Origin of the sequence: Pseudomonas sp. NPDC089428, from assembly GCF_044749325.1 — a bacterium.
Classification (GTDB): domain Bacteria; phylum Pseudomonadota; class Gammaproteobacteria; order Pseudomonadales; family Pseudomonadaceae; genus Aquipseudomonas.
The window spans coordinates 122242-142505 of sequence record NZ_JBIVHT010000012.1; the positions used below are offsets into that span (position 1 = coordinate 122242).

The 20264-nt window shown below is 64.0% G+C and carries 16 protein-coding genes and 1 pseudogene; 10 read left to right on the forward strand and 7 right to left on the reverse strand.

Features of this window, described 5'->3' with window-relative positions:
• The first annotated feature begins 11 nt into the window (after positions 1 to 11).
• Positions 12 to 1175: an acyl-CoA dehydrogenase family protein gene (locus tag ACIPZ5_RS20785; RefSeq protein WP_261943542.1), complete on the forward strand. Its 1164-nt coding sequence runs from the start codon at positions 12 to 14 to the stop codon at positions 1173 to 1175.
• Between the two features lie 64 nt (positions 1176 to 1239).
• A complete protein-coding gene (locus tag ACIPZ5_RS20790) occupies positions 1240 to 2550 on the forward strand; it encodes an MFS transporter (protein WP_343596444.1) in 1311 nt (436 codons plus the stop codon).
• Here the strand turns inward: ACIPZ5_RS20790 and ACIPZ5_RS20795 are convergent.
• Positions 2535 to 3497 (reverse strand): LysR family transcriptional regulator, encoded by a 963-nt coding sequence (locus ACIPZ5_RS20795; protein ID WP_261943544.1) that lies wholly within the window; start codon positions 3495 to 3497, stop codon positions 2535 to 2537. The genes ACIPZ5_RS20790 and ACIPZ5_RS20795 overlap by 16 nt on opposite strands.
• Before the next feature lie 151 nt (positions 3498 to 3648).
• Between ACIPZ5_RS20795 and ACIPZ5_RS20800 the strand changes: the two genes are divergently transcribed.
• Positions 3649 to 4986: a DUF1329 domain-containing protein gene (locus ACIPZ5_RS20800; RefSeq protein WP_400810350.1), complete on the forward strand. Its 1338-nt coding sequence runs from the start codon at positions 3649 to 3651 to the stop codon at positions 4984 to 4986.
• 39 nt (positions 4987 to 5025) lie between these two features.
• Here ACIPZ5_RS20800 and ACIPZ5_RS20805 read toward each other — a convergent pair whose 3' ends face one another.
• Both ACIPZ5_RS20805 and ACIPZ5_RS20810 read right to left on the reverse strand, forming a co-directional pair.
• The gene (locus ACIPZ5_RS20805) at positions 5026 to 6984 is read right to left on the reverse strand and encodes an alkyl/aryl-sulfatase (RefSeq protein ID WP_400810352.1); all 1959 of its coding nucleotides are present in this window, start codon (positions 6982 to 6984) and stop codon (positions 5026 to 5028) included.
• 98 nt (positions 6985 to 7082) lie between these two features.
• Positions 7083 to 7982, reverse strand: coding sequence for a LysR family transcriptional regulator (locus ACIPZ5_RS20810; RefSeq protein ID WP_261943547.1), 900 nt, complete (start codon positions 7980 to 7982; stop codon positions 7083 to 7085).
• Between the two features lie 67 nt (positions 7983 to 8049).
• On the opposite strand from ACIPZ5_RS20810, the gene ACIPZ5_RS20815 reads away from it, so the two are divergent.
• From ACIPZ5_RS20815 to ACIPZ5_RS20845, 7 genes and pseudogenes are all read left to right on the forward strand, one after another.
• Positions 8050 to 9321, forward strand: a complete 1272-nt coding sequence (locus ACIPZ5_RS20815; protein WP_400810353.1) for a 3-hydroxyacyl-CoA dehydrogenase NAD-binding domain-containing protein — start codon at positions 8050 to 8052, stop codon at positions 9319 to 9321.
• On the forward strand, positions 9318 to 11105 hold the full coding sequence (locus tag ACIPZ5_RS20820; protein ID WP_400810354.1) for an acyl-CoA dehydrogenase C-terminal domain-containing protein: 1788 nt from the start codon (positions 9318 to 9320) through the stop codon (positions 11103 to 11105). Before ACIPZ5_RS20815 ends, ACIPZ5_RS20820 begins: the two co-directional genes overlap by 4 nt.
• Positions 11106 to 11148: 43 nt before the next feature.
• The gene (locus tag ACIPZ5_RS20825; RefSeq protein ID WP_261943550.1) at positions 11149 to 12312 is read left to right on the forward strand and encodes an iron-containing alcohol dehydrogenase; all 1164 of its coding nucleotides are present in this window, start codon (positions 11149 to 11151) and stop codon (positions 12310 to 12312) included.
• A gap of 2 nt (positions 12313 to 12314) precedes the next feature.
• Complete coding sequence (locus ACIPZ5_RS20830) at positions 12315 to 12749, forward strand: thioesterase family protein (RefSeq protein WP_261943551.1); 435 nt, start codon at positions 12315 to 12317, stop codon at positions 12747 to 12749.
• 21 nt (positions 12750 to 12770) lie between these two features.
• Positions 12771 to 13955: an acetyl-CoA C-acyltransferase gene (locus ACIPZ5_RS20835; protein WP_400810357.1), complete on the forward strand. Its 1185-nt coding sequence runs from the start codon at positions 12771 to 12773 to the stop codon at positions 13953 to 13955.
• A 174-nt stretch (positions 13956 to 14129) separates the two neighbouring features.
• The gene (locus ACIPZ5_RS20840; RefSeq protein ID WP_400810359.1) at positions 14130 to 15983 is read left to right on the forward strand and encodes a DUF1302 domain-containing protein; all 1854 of its coding nucleotides are present in this window, start codon (positions 14130 to 14132) and stop codon (positions 15981 to 15983) included.
• A gap of 212 nt (positions 15984 to 16195) precedes the next feature.
• A pseudogene (locus ACIPZ5_RS20845) lies at positions 16196 to 17215 on the forward strand (serine hydrolase domain-containing protein); the annotation flags it as partial.
• A 227-nt stretch (positions 17216 to 17442) separates the two neighbouring features.
• On the opposite strand, the gene ACIPZ5_RS20850 reads toward ACIPZ5_RS20845, so the two are convergent.
• The 4 genes from ACIPZ5_RS20850 to ACIPZ5_RS20865 all read right to left on the reverse strand — a co-directional run bounded on the left by ACIPZ5_RS20850 (position 17443) and on the right by ACIPZ5_RS20865 (position 20259).
• A complete protein-coding gene (locus ACIPZ5_RS20850; protein WP_400810360.1) occupies positions 17443 to 18543 on the reverse strand; it encodes a low temperature requirement protein A in 1101 nt (366 codons plus the stop codon).
• 113 nt (positions 18544 to 18656) lie between these two features.
• Positions 18657 to 19187: a DsbA family protein gene (locus ACIPZ5_RS20855; RefSeq protein ID WP_400810361.1), complete on the reverse strand. Its 531-nt coding sequence runs from the start codon at positions 19185 to 19187 to the stop codon at positions 18657 to 18659.
• 11 nt (positions 19188 to 19198) lie between these two features.
• Positions 19199 to 19741 (reverse strand): redoxin domain-containing protein, encoded by a 543-nt coding sequence (locus ACIPZ5_RS20860; RefSeq protein ID WP_343596420.1) that lies wholly within the window; start codon positions 19739 to 19741, stop codon positions 19199 to 19201.
• Positions 19742 to 20043: 302 nt separating this feature from the next.
• The gene (locus ACIPZ5_RS20865) at positions 20044 to 20259 is read right to left on the reverse strand and encodes a glutaredoxin domain-containing protein (RefSeq protein ID WP_400810363.1); all 216 of its coding nucleotides are present in this window, start codon (positions 20257 to 20259) and stop codon (positions 20044 to 20046) included.
• Positions 20260 to 20264: the final 5 nt, after the last annotated feature.

Below are 20264 nucleotides of genomic sequence, written 5' to 3' on the forward strand. Positions count from 1 at the left end.
GGAGTATCACCATGTATCAACCGAGTGCCAAGGCTGCACAGATCATTGAAGCGATCGAGGGGTTTGTCCGTGACCAGGTTCGCCCGCTGGAGCAGCAGGCTCAACTGGACTGGGCACGGCCGCATCCGCAGGCGGTGCTGCGAGAGGTATGGAAGCGTTCCAGCGAGCAAGGCCTGTACACGGTTATGCTGCCGGAAAGCATGGGTGGCGCCGGGCTGAACGTGGCCGACCTGTGCGCGGTGAAGGAGGCCACGGTGCTGACTGGCTCGATGCTCGCGCCACATGTGCTGGGCGAGCTGTCGGGGCCGCCCCGGGTCGGCCACCTGTTCAAGGTGGCCAGCCCCTACCAGGTCGAGGCTTTCCTCAAGCCGGTGTGCCGCGCCGAACGGGCCGTGTGCTTTGCCCTGACCGAAGCCGAGGCCGGTTCGGATGCCACCGCCATCCGCACCCAGGCCCGCCGCGACGGTGATCACTATGTGCTCAGCGGCAGCAAGCGTTACATCTCCGGTGCTACCTACGCCGACCTGGCGGTGCTGCTGGCGGTGACCGGGCCGGGCCAGGGCGCACAGGGCATATCGGCATTTTTCGTGGACCTCAAGGCAGCAGGCGTGCGCATCGAGGGCGACTACTCGGTGATGTCCGGTGGCGGTGCCCATGCCGATATCCTGCTCGATGAGGTGCGGGTGCCGGCGGCCAACCTGATCGGTGAGGAGGGGCAAGGCTTCAAGCTGGCGATGGGGCGCATCACCCTCAACCGCCTGCTGCACTGTCCGACCCTGCTGGGGATGGCCGGCCTGGCCTTGAACCTGTCCATCGACCATGCACGCAGCCGCAAGCAGTTTGGCCAGCCGATCGCCATGTTCCAGGCGGTCAACCACATGATCGCCGACATGGCCACCGAGCTGCACGCAGCACGCAGCATGGTGTACGCCACGGCCCAGGTGAACGACGCCGGGGGCGATATCCGCACCCAGGCGCCGATGTGCAAGCTGTTTGTCTCCGAGGCCGCCTTCCGCATCGCCGACAAGGCGGTGCAGGTGCATGGTGGCGCGGGGTTGCTGCAGGGGCACCCGGTGGAGTGGATTTTCCGTGCCACACGGATGATGCGTATCCTCACCGGCACCAGCGAGATCCAGCGCAACACCATTGCCAAAGGGGTACTGATGCCCGGTTGATCGACGGGCCGCCGCTGAGGCGGCCTTTTCGTAACACTTCACAACAATAACAAGAGTACTTGCCATGACTGCGGATCCTTCCCTGCCCAACCCCCGAACTGCCTGGCTGGTGGCCGCGCTGCTGGCGCTGCTGATGCTGGTCAACTTTCTCGACAAGGTGGTGATCGGCCTGGTGGCGGTGCCGATGAGCACCGAGCTGGGCCTGACCGCCACCGAATTTGGCCTGATCGGCGGCGCTCTGCATTGGTTCTTCGCCATCTCCGCCGTGATCGGCGGCTTCCTGGCCAATCGCCGCCCCACCCGCACCTTGCTGCTGGGCATGGGCTTGTTCTGGGCACTGATCCAGCTGCCGATGCTGTTTGCCACTTCGCTGTGGGCCATCGTCGCCTGCCGCGTGCTGCTGGGCATAGGTGAGGGGCCGGCATCCCCGGTTGCCACCCATGCGTTGTACAAGTGGTTCCCCAACGACCGGCGCAACTTGCCTGTGGCCCTGCTGCATGCTGGCAGTGCGATGGGCTTGCTGGTGGCCGGGGCGATGATCCCTTGGGTCAGCCTGCATTATGGCTGGCGCAGCAATTTCATCATTCTTGCGGTTATCGGCCTGGTCTGGTGCCTGCTGTGGTGGCGGCTGGGCCAGGAGGGCACCCTCGAGCGCCTGCGCGCCAGCCAGCTCAAGGCTGATGAGCCGGCTATCCCCTATGGCAGGCTGCTGGGTGACCCCAGTGTGCTGGGCAACTACCTGTGCCACTTCGCCGCCAACTGGTCATTGGCCCTGACCCTGACCTGGGTGCCCAGTTACCTGCAGGTGGGCTTGGGTATCGACCCGCTGCAGACCGGGCGCATCTTCGTCATGTTCGTGGTGGTGACCACGCCGCTGAGCTTGCTGCTGGCCTGGTTTTCCCAACGCCTCATGCGCCGTGGCCTGCCCTCGCGGGTGGCACGTGGCGTGTTCGTTTCGGTGTGCCTGATACTGGGCGGGCTGTTGTCGGCGTCGCTGATCCTGCCCGGGTTGAGCACTGGCGTACGGGTCGCCGCGCTGACCTTCAGCGGTGGCCTGGCCTTGGTCATGTATTCGGTGGGCCCGGCAATGCTCGCCGAGTTCACTCCAGCGGCCCAGCGCGGAGGCATTCTCGCCATGGGCAACGGCATCGCTTCACTGGCCGGGTTGGCAGCGCCGGTGGTGACTGGCGTGCTCGTGCAGGGCGCCGGTAGCGAACACCCGGCGGGGTACGCCCAGGGGTTCCTGGTATGCGGTGTGGTGCTGGTGGTGGCCGGGCTGGTCGGGCTGCTCACCTTGAACCCGCAACGCACCCTGCAGCGCTTGGGTGAGCCGGTGGCAGGAGGCAAGCAGGCACGCGCTCAGACCGCCAGCTGAACACCCAGCACGGACTCCAGCGGCTCGGCCTCGCGGCCGATCAGTTCGCCGCGCCAGCGGCCACTGTTGACCAGGTCGATCAGCACGCCGCGTACCAGGTCGCGCAGGCACGCGGCGGCAAATGAAAGAGGCTTGTGCCGGGAGTGCGCCAAGGTGATGGTGCGGCTGATCCGCGGCTCGACGATGCGCCGCGCTGTGGTGGGTTCGAGCAGTTCGCTCAGCGGCGGCCAGTTGCTGATGGTCGCCGCCAGCCCGGCACGCACCAGGCTGGCGATGCCGGGCGCCGATTGCTGCTCATAGGTCGCTGCCAGCGGCACGCCAGCCTCCATGGCGGCTTGCTCGATGCGGCGGCGCAGGTGCAGGGCCCGCGGCGGCAGCACCAGCCGGGTGGCGGCGGCTTCGGCCAGGGTGATGGTGTCGGGGGCCCCCGGCGTTGCGGCACCGACCCAGTACAGCGCCTCGGTGAAGATCGGCTCGGCCTCGACATGGTCGAGTTCCTCGGCATTGGGCACCACGCCGAAGTCCACCTTGCCCAGTTCGATAGCCTGGCCGCCTTCGCGGCTGAGGCCATCCCACACCGTCAGGGTCACACCCGGGAAGCGTTGTTCGGCGCGCCTGACGATCTCCGGCAACAGCAGGTCGGCGGCGGTGGCCGGGATGGAAATGGCCACGTGGCCCTTGGGGTCGCCGCGGCTGGATTTCAGCTCGTCCTTCACCGAGTCGAGTTTCTGCACCACCTGGCGGGCCACCTCGTAAAGCTGGCGCCCTGCATCGGTCAGGGCAATGCCGTCGTGCTGGCGATCGAGCAGCTGCATTTCCAGCTCGCTTTCCAGCAGGCTGATCTGCCTGCTCAGGGCTGGCTGGGCGATGTAGGCGCGGCGCGAGGCAGAAGAGAAGCTGCCGGCTTCGACGATGGCGATCAGGTAGCGGAGCTGTTTCAGGGTCATCGGAGCGGTTCCAAGGGGTATGCCGAGCTGATATGGGACGTATCCGAACACGTTATTTGTGGGGTTCGAAGCGCGGCTCCTAGTATCCCCCTGAATGGGCTGGCCAAGGCAAGCCCTGGTCGAACGACAGAACAACAAGAGAATACGCCCGATGAAGCCTTTTGCCCTGCTGCGAAGCATCCTGTTGGTCAACGCCAGCCTGCTGGCCCTGCATGTTGGCGCCGAGCCGCTGCCTGCCTACCTGACGCCGGTGGGGGCCGAGCGAGGGCCCAGCAGCGACGGGCGCATTCCAGGCTGGAACGGCGGCCTGCGGGCGGAGCAGGTGTCCCTTGCGGTCAATGGCACGCCGTTGGACCCCTATGCCGATGAGCAGCCGCTGTACGTCATCAATGCGCAAAACTACAAGCAATACCAGGCGCAGCTCACCGCAGGGCAGATAGCCTTGATCCAGCGCTACCCACAATCGTTCTACCTGCCGGTGTACCCGTCGCACCGCAGTGTCGCGGTGCCGCCCCAGGTCGGCGAGTGGGCCCGGCGCAATGCCGCCAGTGCCCGTCTGGTCAATGGCGGCAACGGCGTGCAGGGGTTTGCCGGCGTGCTGGCTTTCCCCCAGCCCGGCAATGGCTTGCAGGTGCTGTGGAACCACCTTACCCGGCCACGCAACGGCAGCTTCAGCCTGGCCTCGGACAGCATCACCCCACGCCCTGACGGGCGCTTCGCGACGATGAGCCTGCAGCAGACCTTTGCCCGGCCCGACGTGCTGGACGACGGCGAGCCAGGCACTGTGCTGTATTACCTGAGCTACCGCATGACCGCACCGTCGCGCCTGGCGGGAGATGCCGTGGTGCTGCACGAAACCCTCGACCAGGTCGCGCAGCCGCGCCTGTCGTGGCTGTACAGCAGCAGCCAGCGCCGCGTGCGGCGCGCTCCGGCGCTGGCCTATGACAGCATCACCCCGGGCTCGGCGGGCCTGCGTACCGCAGACAGCCGCGACATGTTCAATGGGGCCCCGGACCTCTACCAATGGACCCTGGTGGGCAAGAAGGCCCTGCACGTGCCCTACAACAGCTACCGGCTGGCTTCGCCCCTGCTCGGTTATGCCGAGCTGATCGGGCCGGGCCATGTCAACCCGCAACCGACCCGCTACGAGCTGCACCGGGTATGGGAAGTGGTAGGGACCCTCAAGCCCGGCGCCGAGCACATCTATGCCAGCCGCCGCTATTACCTGGACGAGGACAGCTGGGCCATCGTCGAGGCGGATTTCTTCGACCGTCAGGGGCAGTTGTGGCGCACTGCCCAGGCCCACAGCTACTACCACGTCACCGGCCAGGCGCTGGTCAACGCCATGGAGGCGATCTACGACCTGCGCAGTGGCCGCTACCAGCTGTCGGGCCTGACCAACGAGCAGCCACGGCCGTACGCTTTCGACGTGCGCACCAGCGCTTCGTACTTCTCACCCGGCGCATTGCGCAGCCAGGGGCTGCGCTGACAGCGGTCGCCTTGCTGCTGGAGCAGCGGTGTCGGTGGCTCAGGGCGTGACGATATTGAAGCGGCCGTCCGGCTCGTCCAGCCCGGCCATGAAGCGCATGAATTTCAGGCGTTCGCCGCTGATGTCGATATCACCCACGGTCGCTTCCTTGAGAAAGCCGGTCTGCTTCAGGGCGATGCGGTCGAGGGTGGCCTTGCTCATCTTCACCTCGACATCGGCCTGCGCATGGCGGGCCTGGTCGCGGTGGGTGAGCACACCGTTGCGCAGGGTCAGGGCGTAATCCTCGTTCAAGTCGGTGAACCGCCAGTTGATGGTCAGGTCCTGCGCGGCGGCCTTGGCCGCGTCCACGCGCACGCCGAGGTAGTCGAAGAACAGCGATGGGGTCAGGGCTCGCACCAGGTCATCGGCGCTGCCGCCCTTGCTGGCCGACGGCGCTACCCCCGTGCGCAGTTCCTGGGCGCCGGTCAGGTAGGCGTTGCGCCAGGTGGCGTTCTCGCTCTGGTAACCCAGTTGTTCCAGAGCGTCGGCCTGAAGCTCGCGTGCCGCGCCGTTGTCGGGCTGGGCGAAAACCAGGTGCCGGGTGAGCTCGGCGACCCAGCGATAGTCGCCGCTGTCATAGGCCTCACGCGCCAGCGTCAGCACCCGCTCGGCACCGCCCAGGGCCTTGACGTAATGTGCCCCGGCGTCGCTCGGTGGCAGTGGGTTGAGGGTTGCCGGGTTGCCGTCGTAGAAGCCCATGTAGCGCTGGTATACCGCCCGCACGTTGTGGCTGAGCGAGCCGTAGTAGTCACGGCTGTACCACTTGCTGGCCAGCCGTGGCGGCAGTGTGGTCAGCTCTGCGGCAATCTCGGTGGGGCCCAGCCCGCGGTTGATCAGGCGCAGTGTCTGGCTGTCGATGAACGCGTACATGTCGCGCTGATCGGCCAGGTATTCGCGGATCGCCGCGCCGCCCCAGGTCGGCCAGTGGTGCTGGGCGAAGACCACCTCGGCCTGCTCGCCATAGCGCAACAGCGACTGGTCCAGGTAGTGCGCCCACACCTTGGCATCGCGCACCTGGGCACCGCGCAGGGTCAGCACGTTGTGCTGCACGTGGGAGGCGTTTTCGGCCATGCACAAGGCCTTGAACCCGGGGAACCACAGGTTCATCTCGGCGGGCGCCTCGGTGCCAGGGGTGAGCTGGAACTCGATATCGACGCCGTCGATGCGCAGGGTCTCGAAGGGTTTCTCGATCAACCGCGTAGGCGCGATCAGGCTGACCGTGGCGTTGGCCGGCACGCCTTTGCCCAGGCCGGCATCCACCTGGCCGCGCGGCCCGCGTGGCAGAGGCGCGCCATACATGTATTGAGCCCGGCGCTTCATCGCCGGCCCAGCCAGCACGTTCTCGCTGATGGCGTGCTCGAAGAAGCCCTGCGGGGCGATGACCTGCACCTTGCCGGCCTTGACGTCGGCCTCGTCGATCACCCCGCGCACGCCGCCAAAATGATCGACATGCGGGTGGGTATAGATCACCGCCACCACCGGCCGCTGCGGGCGATGGCGGAAGTACATGGCCAGGCCGGCCCTGGCGGTTTCCACCGACAGCAACGGGTCCATCACGATCAGGCCATGCTCGCCTTCGATCAAGGTCATGTTGGCCAGGTCCATGCCGCGCACCTGATAGATACCGTCGGTGACCTTGAACAAACCGGCGATGGTGTTGAGCTGAGCGATACGCCAAAGGCTCGGGTTGACCGTGGCTGGCGCCTCGCCGTTGAGGAAGGCATAGCGCTGCAGGTCCCAGACGGTTTTGCCCTCGGCATTGAGCACGGGCTTGTCGGCGGCTTCCAGCAGGCCGCGGCGAGCGTTGTCGAAGTCGCTGCGGTCGGCGAAGGGCAGGCGCTGCAGCCATTGCTGGTTGCTCTGGCGGGTCAGGTCGGTGGCGTCCTTGGCAGGCTCGTCGGCCAGCACCGCGAAGGGCAGGGCCAAGGCCAGCAGGCAGGGCAGTGATCGTAGGCGCATGGGGTGGTCCTTGTTGTGGGGGCGATCACTCTAAGGACAGACGTCAATGGCGAACCAATACCACTCTTGCATGGCCAGCCATGCCCAAATGCGATGGATCAGCCAGCGCCGATGTCCATGATGCGGGCGACCAACCACGCCAGCGCCGGGTCATGCTGGCGGTGGGCAAGGTACACCAGTTCCAGCTGGAACGGCTCCAGCGCGAACGGCAGGTCGAACACCTGCAGCGGCAGCAACCGGGCGAAATGGCCGGCCAGTGCGGTGGGCAGCACCACGCACAGATCGGAGCTTGCGGCCAGGTGCGCGGCCTGCAGGTAGTTGGGCGTGGTATAGACGATGCGCCGGGCCAGGCCCTGTTCAGCCAGCCATTGGTCGACCATGCCCCGGGTCTGGCCACCGTGCACCCACAGGTGGCGCAGGCCAAGAAAGGCCTGCAGGTCGAGCGTACCGTTCACCTCGGGGTGCGCCTGGCGCACCGCCACTTGCAGGGTTTCGCTGCGCCAGTGGCGCCGCTCGTAGCGCGCCGGCACATCGTCGAAGCGCCCCAGCACCAGGTCGAGCTCGCCGCGGTCCAGGGCTTCGGCCGGCAGGTTGGGCGCCAGGTGCAGCACGTCTACGCGCAAATGGGGGGCCTGGGTTTGCAAGGTGGTCAGCAACCTGGGCATGCACAGCTGTTCGGCAAAGTCGGTGAGGGCGATACGCAGTTGCCGGTGGCTGAGTTGCGGGTCGAAACGGTCGCCGCCACCGAGGGTTTGCTCGATCTGTTGCAACGCCGCGCGGATCGGGCCTTCCAGGGCCAAGGCGCGTGGGGTGGGGCGCATGCGCCGGCCCACGCGCACCAGCAGCGGGTCGCCCAGCAGGTCACGCAGGCGCGCCAAGGCATTGCTCACGGTCGGCTGGGTCAGGGCCAGGCGCTCGGCGGCGCGGGACACGTTCTGTTCACGCAACAGCATGTCCAGCACGCGCAGCAGGTTGAGATCAAAGTTGGCTATATTCATGCGCGAAATACATGGGATGGAAAATGAGAATTTCAAAAATAGTAGGCGCCTGACTAGGGTGGGGGCAATGCCTTCACAACAGCACTCAGGAGCGTCACCCGTGATTACTTCCTACAACGTTCGGCAGGCGGCGGTGATCGGCGCCGGCACCATGGGCCGCGGCATCGTCATCAGCCTGGCCCGTGCAGGCGTACCCGTGGCGTGGCTGGACAACGACCCGCGTGCCACAGAAGCCGGCCTGGCGGTAATCGCGCAGACCTGGGCGCAGCAGGTGGCCAAGGGCCGCATCGACCAGGCCGAGGCCGATGCCTGCCTGGCGCGCGTGCGCCAGGTCACTGCCTATGCCGAACTCGCCGAAGCGGACCTGGTGATCGAAGCGGTGTACGAGAATCTTGCACTCAAGCAGGAGATCTTTCGCACCTTGGACGGCACACTCAAGGCGGATGCCATCCTTGCCAGCAACACCTCGGCACTGGACATCGACGCCATCGCCGCCGTGACCGGTCGGCCTGAACAGGTGCTTGGCCTGCACTTCTTCAGCCCCGCCCATGTGATGAAGTTGCTGGAGGTGGTGCGCGGCAGCCGCACGTCGCCTGCCGTGCTGGAGGCGGCCAAGGCCCTGGGGCAACGCATGGGCAAGGAAGTGGTGGTGGCCGGCAACTGCCCAGGCTTCATCGGCAACCGCATGCTCGCCAGCTATGTGGCCGAGGCGCGCAAGCTGCTGCTCGAGGGCGCCACGCCGCAGCAGGTGGATGAGGCGTTGCAAAGGTTCGGCATGGCCATGGGCCCGTTTCGCATGTACGACGTGATCGGCATCGACCTGGAGTGGCGGGCGCGCCAGCTGGCTGGCAAAGGCATGGATGCGCCGTTGGCCCAGGTCGACAATAGCCTGTGTGCGCTGGGGCGCTTCGGGCAGAAGGCCGGCCAGGGTTACTACCGATATGCCCCTGGCAGCCGTGATGCGGTGCACGACCCCGAAGTCGATGCACTGGTGCTCAAGGTCGCCCACGACCTGGGCGTGCGTCGGCGCCAGATCGACGACGAGGAAATCCGTGAGCGCTGCCTGCTGGCGCTGGTCAACGAAGGGGCAAAGATACTTGAAGAATCGGTGGCCAGCTGCAGCGCTGACATCGACCGAGTCTACCTGCATGGCTACGGTTTCCCGGCCCACGTCGGCGGGCCGATGCGCTGGGCCGACCAGCAGGGGCTGGGCCTGCTGCTGGCGCGTCTGGAGCGCTTGCAGGGCCTGTTCGGTGAGCACTGGCGGCCGGCCGCGCTGCTGATGCGCCTGGCCGCCGCAGGCCAACGGTTGAGTGATGTTTGCGAGGGCCGCGTATGAACTACCAAGCCCCCCTGCGTGACATGCAGTTCGTCCTGCACGAACTGTTCGATGTGACGGCGCATTGTGCGCGCCTGGGCAATGAACTGGACCGCGAAACCATCGACGGTATTCTGCAAGAGGGTGCACGCTTTGCTGGCGAGGTGGTTGCGCCGCTGAACCGCCAGGGCGATGAGCAAGGCTGCCGCCTGGAGCAGGGCAGCGTGCACACACCCGACGGTTTCCGCCAGGCCTACCAGCACTATGTAGAGCAGGGCTGGGGCGGCATGACCGGCCCGGTGGAATATGCTGGCCAGGGCCTGCCGCAAATGCTGTCGGCCTGCTTTCACGAAATGCTGATGGCTGCCTCGCTGTCGTTTCGGATCTATTCAGGCCTGACCGAGGGCGCCGTGCTGGCTTTGCACCGGCATGCCAGCGCGCCGCTCAAGCGCGACTACCTGGGCAAGCTGGTGAGTGGCGAATGGGCCGGCACCATGTGCCTGACCGAGCCACAGGCGGGCACCGACCTTGCGCTGCTGCGTACCCGTGCCGAGCCGCAAGGCGATGGCAGCTACCGCATCAGCGGCAGCAAGATCTTCATCAGCGGCGGTGACCAGGACCTGACCGACAATATCGTCCACCTGGTGCTGGCACGCCTGCCCGATGCACCGGCCGGCGTGCGTGGCATCAGCCTGTTCCTGGTGCCCAAGTTCGAGTGCGTCGATGGCGGTGGGTTGGGGGCGCGCAACGCCGTCGAATGTGGTGCGCTCGAGCACAAGATGGGCATCAAGGGCGCGGCGACCTGCGTGATGAACTTCGATGGCGCTCGTGGCTGGCTGGTAGGGGAAGCCAACCAGGGTTTGGCCTGCATGTTCACCATGATGAACGATGCACGTTTCCAGGTTGGGTTGCAGGGCCTGGGCATCGCCGAGGCGGCCTTTCAGGGGGGGCTGGCCTATGCCCGTGAACGCCTGCAGTCACGCAGCCTGGCAGGGCCGGTGGCGCCCGAACGCAGTGCCGACCCGATCATCTGCCACCCGGACGTGCGGCGCATGCTGTTGACCCAAAAGACCCTCAGCGAAGGCTGCCGCATGCTGGCCGCCTTCGCGGCGCAGGCCCTCGACCTTGAACACGGCGCCGCGCAGCCTGAAATGCAGGCAGCCGCGGGGCGCCGGGCGGCGTTGCTGATCCCCATCGTCAAGGCGTTTCTCACCGATGTCGGCCAGGAGGTCGCCAGCCTGGGCGTACAGCTGTATGGCGGGCATGGCTACATCCGTGAATGGGGCATGGAGCAACTGATGCGCGACAGCCGTATCACCCAGCTGTACGAGGGCACCAACGGCATTCAGGCCCTGGACCTGGTTCGCCGCAAGCTGCTCGGCGACGGCGGCGAGCAGCTGCGCCTGCTCATCGATGAACTGCTCGAAGCATCGCGCAGTTGCCGCGCCGACGCGCTGGCAGGCATGGCCCACGCCGTCACCCAGCGGCTGCTGGAGTGGCGCAACCTCAGCGCTGAGATCCTTGACGCCTGCCGCTGCGACCCCCAGGAGATCGGCGCGGTGTCGGTGGATTTTCTCGCCTACTCAGGCTACGTGCTGCTGGCCGCGCTGTGGCTGCGGGCTGCCGAGCGTGCCAGCGCGGCGCTGGCGGCAGGCGCTGCAGACAGCGCTTTCTACCAGGCCAAGTTGCACGCTGCCAGCTTCTACTGGCGGCGGGTATTGCCGCGCGCGAGTGCCCACTGTGAGGCGTTGCGTGGCGGCGCGCAGTGCCTGATGAGCCTTGATGAAGCGCACTTCGCCTTCTGACCCGGGCCGGCTGTTCACCCACAAGAACAAGAGGAACACCAACATGCAGCCATTCAGTTTTGCCACCACCCCCCACTTGCTCTGCGAAGCCGGCGCCGCCGGGCGCTTGGCGCAGTTATGCCGGCAGCGCGGGGTGCGCCGCGTGCTGATCGTTACAGACCCAGGCATCGTCAACCTGGGCATGCTCGATGACCTGCTGCCGGGGTTCACCCAGGCGCACCTGAGCGTGGCGATCTTCAGTGAAGTCAATGCCGACCCCAGCCATGCCTGCGTACTGGCGGCGGTCGGCCGAGCTCGGCATATCGGCGCCGAGCTGATTGTCGGTTTTGGTGGCGGTAGCTCCATGGATGTCGCCAAGCTGGTGGCGTTGCTGGCGCACCCCGAGTGCGAGCAGCCTCTGGAGGCTGTTTACGGCATCGACCAGGCCAAGGGCGCGCGCCTGCCACTGATCCAGGTGCCAACCACCGCCGGGACCGGCTCGGAGGTAACGCCCGTCGCGGTGATCACCACCGGCGAAGCGGCCAAGATGGCGGTCATTTCACCGTTGCTGTTGCCCGATCTGGCGCTGCTCGATGCCGAGCGCACCTTGGGTTTGCCCCCGGCGATCACCGCAGCCACGGGTATCGATGCCATGGTCCATGCCATCGAGGCCACCACCAGCCAGTTCAAGCGCAACCCGCTGTCCAGCCTGTTGGCCCGTGAAGCGCTGGCGCTGCTGGCCGGCAACCTCGACCAGGCGGTGCACAACGGTGGCAACCTGGCGGCGCGCCAGGCCATGCTGCTGGGCGCCTGCCTGGCCGGTCAGGCATTTGCCAACGCGCCGGTGGCGGCGGTGCATGCACTGGCCTACCCGTTGGGTGCGCGCTATCACGTGCCCCACGGGCTGGCCAACGCCCTGGTATTGCCCCATGTGATGCGCTTCAACCGTGGCGAGGCGTTTGCGGACTACGCGGCGCTGGCGCCGGCATTGCTGGGCGAGCGGTTGGTGCCTGGCGACCCCCATGAGCTGTGCAGCCAATTTATCGCTGAGCTGGAGCAGCTGGCGCCACGCTGCGGCCTGCCCAGCCGGCTGCGTGATGTGGGCGTGCCACGGCACAGCCTGCCCCTGCTGGCCGAGGATGCCCTGCAACAGCAACGGTTGCTGGTCAACAACCCGCGCAAGGTCACCCTCGCCGATGCCCTGGCCCTCTACCAGGCGGCGTTCTGAACATGGCCAGGGAGCGCCCGCTGCGCGGCGCCTACCGCCATTTCCAGCCGATCACCACGCGCTGGCACGACAACGACCTGTATGGGCATGTGAACAACGTCGTCTATTACGGTTTTTTCGACAGCGCCGTGAATACCTGGCTCATTGAGCATGCCGGCCTGGATATCCACCGCGACCCGGTGGTGGCCTACGTGGCCGGGTCCGCCTGCGACTATTTCGCCTCTGTTGCCTTCCCGCAACGCATTGAGGTGGGCATAGCCGTCGAGCGACTGGGCAACAGTTCCGTGCACTACGCCCTGGCCGTGTTCGTCGAGGGCGAACCTGAAGCCTGCGCGGCTGGCCGTTTCATTCATGTTTTCGTCGACCGTCGCGATAACCGCCCGGTCGCCATTCCCGCCAGGCTGCGCAGCGCCTACCAGCGCCTGCTGTCGCTTTGACTGCTCAAGGAGAGCCGTTTCATGCAAGACGCCGTCATCGTCTCCACCGCGCGCACGCCCATCGCCAAGGCTTGGCGCGGCGCTTTCAACGACCTCACCACACCGAGCATGAGCGCCATCGCCATTCGCGCTGCAGTCGAGCGCGCGGGTGTGGAACCGGGTGAAATCGAGGACCTGGTGCTGGGCACCGCCATGCAAAGCGGTACTGCTGCGATCAACCCGGCGCGCCTCTCGGCCCTGGCGGCCGGGCTGCCGCTGTCGGTGCCTGGGCAAACCATCGACCGGCAGTGCGCTTCGGGGCTGATGGCCATTGCGATCGGCGCCCAGCAAATTCGCGGCGAGGGTATGCACGTGGTGGTCGGCGCCGGGCAGGAGCAGATCAGCCTGGTGCAGCAGGCCCACATGCAGGCCGCCAACGCCGCTCAGGACGCCACGGTACGGCGCATGTGCGAGCACGCCTACATGCCCATGCTGCAAACGGCCGAGCTTGTCGCCGAACGTTATGGCATCGGTCGCCAGGCGCAGGACCGTTACGCCTTGCTGTCGCAGCAGCGCACGGCAGCCGCCCAGGCTGCCGGGCTGTTCGCCGATGAAATCGTGCCGGTAACGGCGCAGCGCAAGGTCGTGGACAAGGTCACCGGTATTCAGACCTACGAACGTGTGTACCTGGCCCAGGATGAAGGAAACCGCCCGCAGACCCAGCTGGCGGACCTTGAGGCATTGCAGCCGGTGCTCAACGGCGGCAGCGTGACCGCAGGAAACGCCAGCCAATTGTCTGACGGTGCCAGCGCCTGTGTGCTGATGAGCGGTGCCCGGGCGGCCCGCTCGGGTTGCCAACCGCTGGGGCTGTACCGAGGCATGGCGGTGGTCGGCCTGGCCCCGGAGGAAATGGGCATTGGCCCGGTACTGGCAATACCCCGCCTGTTGGCGCGCCACGGGTTGCGGGTCGAGGACATCGGTTTGTGGGAGATCAACGAAGCGTTCGCCTGCCAGGTGCTTTACTGCGCTGAGCGCCTGGATATCGACCCGGCACGGCTCAACGTCAACGGTGGGGCCATCGCCATTGGCCACCCCTACGGCATGAGCGGTGCGCGCATGGTCGGGCATGCCTTGCTCGAAGGCCGCCGGCGCAAGGTGCGCCATGTGGTGGTGAGCATGTGTGTCGGCGGAGGCATGGGGGCTGCGGCCTTGTTCGAGGTGCTCTGATTGATCGCCAACGAGCCATAACGAAGTGGCATGGCATTGATCCGAAGACGCTATTTGTGAGGGCCGTTCAACCTGCCTGATACTCGTCATCACCGACACCGCCGGCCTGGGCGGCCGGCGCGTCCGCGCTGAATACATCATTTCCCTCTCTAATAAAACAACAAGAGGTTAAGCGTGAGCGCAATCCTTTCTTTCTGCCGACGCCGTGCGCCGGTGGCGGCACTGTGCTGCCTGCTTGCCACCCCCGTTGCCGGCGTGCAATTCGATGTTGGTCCGGTACAGGGCCGTTTCGACTCAGCCCTGTCGTTCGGTACCGCCGTCAGCACGGCCAATCCGGACAACCACCAGTTACAGGCCGCCAACGGCAATGACGGGCGGCGCAACTACCGGGCAGGCGATGTGTTCTCGGCAATCTTCAAAGGCACCCACGACCTGGAGCTGCGCCGCGACAACCTCGGTGTGTTCCTGCGCGGTACCTACTGGTACGACACCCTGCAGCGTGACCACAGCCAGCGGGCGGTGGACATCGACGACCACAACCGCCAGGAATCGGCGAAAACCGCTGGCGCAGAGTTGCTCGATGCCTTCGCCTATGCCCTCTACGACATCGACGGTGAGCCCGGCTCGTTGCGCCTGGGCAAACAGGTGGTCAACTGGGGAGAAAGTCTGTTCATCCAGGGCGGGCTGAATGTGATCAACCCCTTCAACCAGGCCGCCCTGCGCCGGCCCGGTTCGGAGGTGAAAGATGCCCTGGCGCCGGTCAACCTGGTGTATGTCACGCAGAACCTGAACCCGGCGCTGTCGTTCGACGCCTTCTATCAGTTGGACTGGGAGCAGACCCGGCTGGACAACTGTGCCACGTTCTTTTCCGGCAACGATTTCATGCCCGAAGGTTGCACGGGCCTGGATGTCGGCGGGCAAATGGTGACCAACCCGGCCGTTTCGCAAGCCCTGGCCCCCTTCGGTGTGACGCTCACGGAGGAGGGCGTGCGCGTGCCCCGGGGCGCCGACCAGGATGCGCGCAACGGTGGCCAATGGGGCTTGTCGCTGCATTGGTATGTCGAACCGCTGGATACCGAGTTCGGCCTGTTCGCCGCCAATTACCACAGCCGCTCCCCCTACCTGGGCACGGTCAGCAGCCCCTACTATGCCAACAGTGGTTTTGCCCGGGGACTGTGCGGCAATGTCGGCGTGGCGCTGGCCAACTGCGGCGCCTTTCTGGCCTCCAGCAACGGGCAGACCCTGGCTGGCGCGTTGCGCATGGGGACTTCGCAGTATCGAGCCCAATACCCTGAAGACATCCGTCTGTATGGGCTTACCTTTGCCACCACCCTGCGCAACGGTGCCGCAGTGCAAGGCGAGCTGAGTTACCGGCCGAACATGCCGGTGCAACTCAACGGCAACGACATCTTGCAGTCGTTGCTCAATGCCCCCGGTCGCAGCCCGCTGAACGCCGATGGCTTGCGCCCTGCGACCGACAACACGCTGTTCGACGGTTACCGGCGCAAGGAGGTAACCCAAGCCCAGGTATCGGCCGTACAGGCGTTCAGCCAGGTCATGGGCGCCAACCAGTTGCTGCTGATGGGCGAGGTGGGGGCCACCTATGTCGGTGGCCTGGAGGGGCGTTTTGGGCCGCGTTATGGCCGCTCCGGGGCCTATGGCAATGGCGAACTGGCCGACAACAGCCTGTGCCTGGCGATCTCGAAAAGCCCGGGCGACTGCAACAGCGAGGGTTTCGTCACGCCCTTTTCCTGGGGGTACCGGCTGCGTGCGACCTGGAGCTACCCGTACCTGATCCAGGGCCTGGACATCCGCCCCAACCTGGCCTGGGCCCATGACGTCAAGGGTTACTCACCCGCTGATGGCTCGGCTTTCAACGAAGGCTCGCGCTCGATCAGCCTGGGCGTGGACGTCAGCCTGGCCAGCCAGTACTGGGCCAGCCTGGCCTATACCGATTACCTCGACGGTGATTACGGCACCCGCGGTGACCGCGATTATGTGGCGTTCAGCGTAGGCGCCAACTTCTAGTGCAACCAAGGAGCAAGACCATGTCCAAGCGCAACATGCAGCCTTCATCCGCAAACCTGCCCGGTATCGCCCTGGTGCTGGCCGGTGCCTTGGCCCCTGGGCTGGCGGCCGCTGCCTCGAGCGGGCAGGGCGTGATGCAGGGGTTCCCACCGGCACCGGAGTTGCGTGTCAGCCAGGCCAACGCCTTTCAGCCGCCGTACCTGCGCTGGTCGATGCGCCACGCCCGCGAGGTGTCGCCGACCCGTGGCATTGGCCGTGCAGCCAAGCCGCTGGCCTTGTCCGAAGGCAGCGCTGCGGCGCTCGATAAGCTGGCCTTCAGTGCCGGCGACCAGCCGTTGACCGTTGCCGGTTACCTGCAGCAAACCAGCACCGACGGGCTGATCGTGCTGCACCGGGGCAAGGTGGTGTACGAGCGTTATCTGGAAGGTTTCCAACCCGGCCAGCCGCATATCTGGGCATCGATGACCAAGTCGGTCACCGGCTTGATCGCCGCCCAGCTGATCGCAGAAGGTGCGCTGGACCCGCAGCGCACGCTGGCGCATTACGTGCCGGAACTGAGCGGCACGCCGTTTGGCGAGTCCACCGTACAGGCCAATCTGGACATGCGGGTGGCGGTGGAGTATCCCGCACAGATGCCGCCGGACCTTGGCCTGTTTGCCGCCACCGGCCTGATACCGCGAGGCGAGGGCATGCCAGGGGATATCTACAGCTTCCTCCTGCAGGTGCAGCAGGCGCCGAACCCTGACGGCAATGCGCCTTTCTTCTACCAGAACGGTTCGCCGGAGGCACTGGCCTGGGCATTGCGGCGCATCACCGGGCTCAACTGGGCCCAACTGGTCGAGCAGCGGTTGTGGTCACGCTTCGCCGAGGACGATGCCTATGTCCAGGTCGACCCGCTCGGGACCGAGATGGCCAGTGGTGGCATCAGCTGCAACCTGCGCGACACCGCCCGCTTCGCCGAACTGGTGCGCCGCGAACTGGCCCGCGATGCCAAAGGCGACAGCTTCAACCAGGCGGTGCACAGCACCTTCCAGCCCGCGGACCCTGCGGTGTTCGCCCTTGGCAACCTTGGGCCTGGCCGGCCAGGTTACGGCTACCGCAACTACTGGTACCAGAAGAATGACGGCGATGGCTCGGTCGAGGCCAGCGGGCGCTTCGGTCAGAAGATCTACATCAACCCTCGCCGCGAAGTGGTGATCGTGAAGCTGTCAGCCACCGCAGATCAGGCCCGGCGCGCCACGCGTGCCGACGGCGAGGTAAAAACCACCGCCCGCGTCGTGGACTCGCCGGCCACGTTCAACAGCATGGTTGCTGCATTGCTGGCGGCGCTGCCTGGTTGAGCTGTGAGGGGGCATGGGGTGCGTGAAGCGGACGTTGATGAATGGTGGGACGAGGCGAGAACAGGGGCAACGTCCTGTTGCAGGGCGCCCCCACGATCAACGGGCCTGATAATGAAGACTCAACGGTATCTGAAATTTAGGAAAACATAACAAATCATGGTTGCGGTCAGGCCGCACAATATGTAATCGACTCGCGGCAGGAGTATAACCAGCCCGGCTAAAGCCAGTACGATCAAGGTGTTCTGTACTATGTATTTTCTGATTTTCGGTACAGCTATGAAATAGCCGTATTGCTTGCCCAGGAAAAACAAGGTCATGCCGATGAATGACATGATCTGGAAATCGAGTATGGCAATGTCATTCAGGATGGCATGCCGGATCAAGTTTGCCAGGAGGGCCAGCCCCATGAATAGAAAAAGGTGCGAGTAGATCAAGGCGTGCCCACTCATATTGCTATCATTTTTGCTCAGCAGGTAAAAGCTGTCAAAATAGATCCACCAGATGGAGCAAATCATGATAAAGCCGGTGATTGCTGCCATCACATTATAATGATCCCATTGGATGCTGGATAATCCTCCAGACAGGCTAATGACTGACTCGCCCAAAAGGATGAGGGTGAGCAGGCCTAGTCGTTCAATCAAGTGTTCTGTATGTGTCGGCAATGGCTTTATTTTGCCCCAGGAAAATACAGGGAATAGGATGTCAAGAAAAATCCCAATATAAGCAACAAAATAACGCAGAGGTGGATCATAAAAAATGGATGAAAGACTGACGACGGCGCTGATTAGCAGTGCAACGCCAAGCCTGGAGGAAAATTCGTTACGGGAATCGAGTCTGCTTATGGGCGAAATGTACATCAGGCTGATGATGGCGCGTATGCCAAAATAACAAGTCATCACAAGCGGATAGTTTTCTTCCAGCCCTTCGCCAATGCGTGCAGATAGCACAATCAGTAGCAGCATTATGAATAAGGTTGCCAGGCGGTGAGGGTTGCTGTCTGTATCAAATCTATTGGAGTAAATCGTGTGGCTGGACCAGACCCACCATAACGGAACAAAAAGCAGGAAAAATGTCCATAATTGCTCCTGTTCAAAGTGTCCCTGCTGAACGTGCCCGAGCGTATGCGTAACCTTGCCAATTGCAACAACAAAAATCAGATCAAAAAACAACTCCAGCCATGTGGCGTGTCGATTTTTTTCATGATACTTCAAGGGTTTCATGCGCTGCTGGCTCCGTGTGCACCTCTGTCATGTAGAAGGGAACTGACGGTGCCTGGACCTCAAGCCGGGCAGGGGTAATGCCAGACTGAGGTCACTGTCTGGGCTTGGCGATTTCACCCACGTGCTATCGAAAGCTCAATGATATGACTCATCGCAGTGAACTCGGGAACCCCGTCATAGCGAAGTCCGTCAATGTAAAACGCCGGGGTGCCATTCACGCCGCTGCGTACACCGCCATTGAAATCGGATCTTATTTTGGGTGCGTAGGTACCGTCTTGCATGGCCAGGTAGAGTTCTTCTACGGAAAGGCGGTGTTTCAGAGCGATGGCCCGAAACAGCGGCATGCCCAATCGGTCCTGATTTTCATACAGTTCATCGTGAGCTTCCCAGAAGAATCCTCGACTTCCGGCATACTCAGCGGTGATGGCCGCACCCATCGCCTGCGGGTGAGCGGTGGTCAGTGGAAAGTTACGGAACACGAACAGCAAGTCATCGCGAAAATGCTGTTGCAGATTCTTCACCATCCAATACGCTTCACCGCAATAGGGACATTGATAGTCGCCAAATTCTACCAAAATGACCTTGGCTTGCGCACTTCCCTGGCAATGGTCGTTGGCACTTACCGGAACTTTGAGAGTGGCCATGGGATCACCTGCTAACTTTTTGTTGGTGTGCTGTGTGATGAAATCGCCAGCGCATCCAGCGCATCCAGAATGCCGTCCGCCCCAGGGTTGATGGCCATGGGTGAGACGTAACTCCAGGCGACCACTCCTTCCTTGTCGATCACGAACAGTGCACGCTTACAAACCCCCAGGTGGGACTCGTACGCGCCATACTGTCGCGCCACAGCCCCTTTGGGCTCGAAATCGGCCAGCAGGCTGAAGTGAAAATTCCGATCTCTGGCAAAGGCCTGATGACACCAGGTGCTGTCAACTGAGATACCCAGCAGCGCTGCACCGTATTCTTTGAAGGTGGGTAACAACTGGTTGTACAAAGTCAGTTGATCACCACACACGGAAGTCCAGTCAGCAGGATAAAACGCCAGTATCACGGGATTTCCCTTCAACTCGCGCAGCGATAACGGTTGATCAGGGGTTGCGTACAGCGTGAAGTCTGGCGCGGTAGTACCGGCCGGCAGCGGCCCTTGAACCAGGCCGTCATTCGCTTCTTTTGCATTATCAAATTCTGAAGTGTTCATTGCCTGAACCTTGATAGATGGGTGGTTGGGGCGTGCTCAGTGGGAGATGACGTGCCCGGGGGATAACTCCATCCACCATCAAGGGGTTTGAAAAAAGGCAAGCATGCCTCTATCTCAACCTGAGCCTGGGTTTTTCGGCAGCGAGGCGTTCACGTTCCGCAACAAGGAACACAAGAAGATCCGCCGTGTATTCGCGGAATTGGATTGAGGCCAGGTTGGCAGGGAAGCGGTCGGATTTGCTCTGACTCACCAAAAAGTATAGTCGGTGTTGGCGCCTACCGGAGTCGCAGAACGAATTTTCGCTACCCTCCAGTCAAGCAACACTTCTTGACGAATATCGCGTTGGGCTTACGGTGCAGGACGGTTCTGCGCCCGGAGCGCTGCAGCATCTGAGCCAGGGGGGCGGGAGACTGCACTCCATCAATCTCGATAGGATCAACGCCTTTGCGTGATAGCAATCGCTTGTCGCTCACACGGTAAGGGCAGTGTCGAGTGGTGTAGACAGTCACCCGGCTCATGGCGC